At 55.3% G+C, this 1,250-nt stretch carries 2 protein-coding genes; both read right to left on the reverse strand.

Translation table 11 applies throughout. The features are described from left to right. Nucleotides 1–36: 36 nt before the first annotated feature. Nucleotides 37–882 (reverse strand): IS3 family transposase, encoded by an 846-nt coding sequence (locus NMG10_RS25770; protein WP_324256565.1) that lies wholly within the window; start codon nt 880–882, stop codon nt 37–39. Then, on the reverse strand, nt 879–1,232 hold the full coding sequence (locus NMG10_RS25775; RefSeq protein ID WP_234563135.1) for a transposase: 354 nt from the start codon (nt 1,230–1,232) through the stop codon (nt 879–881). Before NMG10_RS25775 ends, NMG10_RS25770 begins: the two co-directional genes overlap by 4 nt. Between the last annotated feature and the right edge of the window lie 18 nt (nt 1,233–1,250).

A 1,250-nucleotide genomic window follows, 5' to 3' on the forward strand; every position in this document is an offset into this window, starting at 1 on the left:
TGAACTGGTCAAGTAATTTTGGACACCGGTTAAGGTTCATGCCGCTGCCTTGAGCTTTTCCTCCATGGCTACTGGCGTTTCATAGCCGTTGTAGCTGTGGAGGCGCTTGAGGTTGTAGCGCATCAGATAAGCCTGGATATCCACTCGTGCCTGCGCTTCGGTCTCGTAACCCTCTGCCGGCACCCATTCTGATTTCAATGCTCCGAAGAATCGCTCCATGGCAGCGTTATCCCAGCATTGGCCTCGATGGCTCATGCTCTGGTTCAAGTTGTACTCATCGAGCGCGGCTCTGAATTTATGGCTGGTGTACTGACAGCCCTGGTCTGAATGAAACATTACGCCCGCCGGCCTACCCCGCGATTCAGCGGCCATGCGCAGGGCGTTACAAGCTAAGTTGGCATCTGCAATCATCGAGAATGCCCACCCCACTACGCGACGGGCATAGAGGTCAATCACGGCGGCTAGGTACAGCCAGCGCCTGCCAACCTGGATATAGGTCACATCGCCACACCAAACCTCATTGATCGCCGAAACCTTGAAATTGCGCTTCAGCTGATTCTCGGCGATCAACGCTTCTGCCCCTGATGACCGATAGCGGTGCGGCCTGCGCTGTTTGCACTTCAGGCCAGCTTCACGCATTAGCGCACGCACCTTGTATCGTCCTATTTCATGGCCTTCGTGCCGCAATTCCTGCGCCAGGGTTCGCGAGCCAGAAGCACTTCTCGATGCGTTGAAGTGCTTGATTACCAGCAGGCGTAGCGCATCTCTTGCCGGGTTTTCACGACCTTGCCGTTTGCGCCACGCATAGAAACTGCTGCGCTTAACCCCAAGCACGCGGCAGCAGTCGACAACAGGGTATTGCTCACTCAGCTCGTTGATCAGCGAGAACGATCTTTGGAGTCCCGAAGCAGGAGAGCACTGGCCTTTTTTAGGATTTCGATATCCCGATCCTTTTGCCGAACCAGCGCTTCGAGTTCTTCAATTCGTTGCTGCTCGGGTGTGATCGCTTTGGCTCCAGCCGGAACCTTACCGGCTCTCTCTTCACGCACCTGATCAACCCAGCGGCGAAGCGCGGTAGGGCCCAGCCCAAGGGCGGCACAGACCTCAGGAACTGACTGCCCACCGTCCAGCACCATTTCGGCAGCTTGGACTTTGTATTCTCTTGAATAAGATTTACGCACTGATTTTGCCTCCAATTGGGCGCCATCATAGCGCCCGATGAAGGTGTCCAAAATCATTAGGCCAGTTCA

Source organism: Pseudomonas sp. DVZ6, assembly GCF_024259445.1.
GTDB lineage: Bacteria > Pseudomonadota > Gammaproteobacteria > Pseudomonadales > Pseudomonadaceae > Aquipseudomonas > Aquipseudomonas peradeniyensis.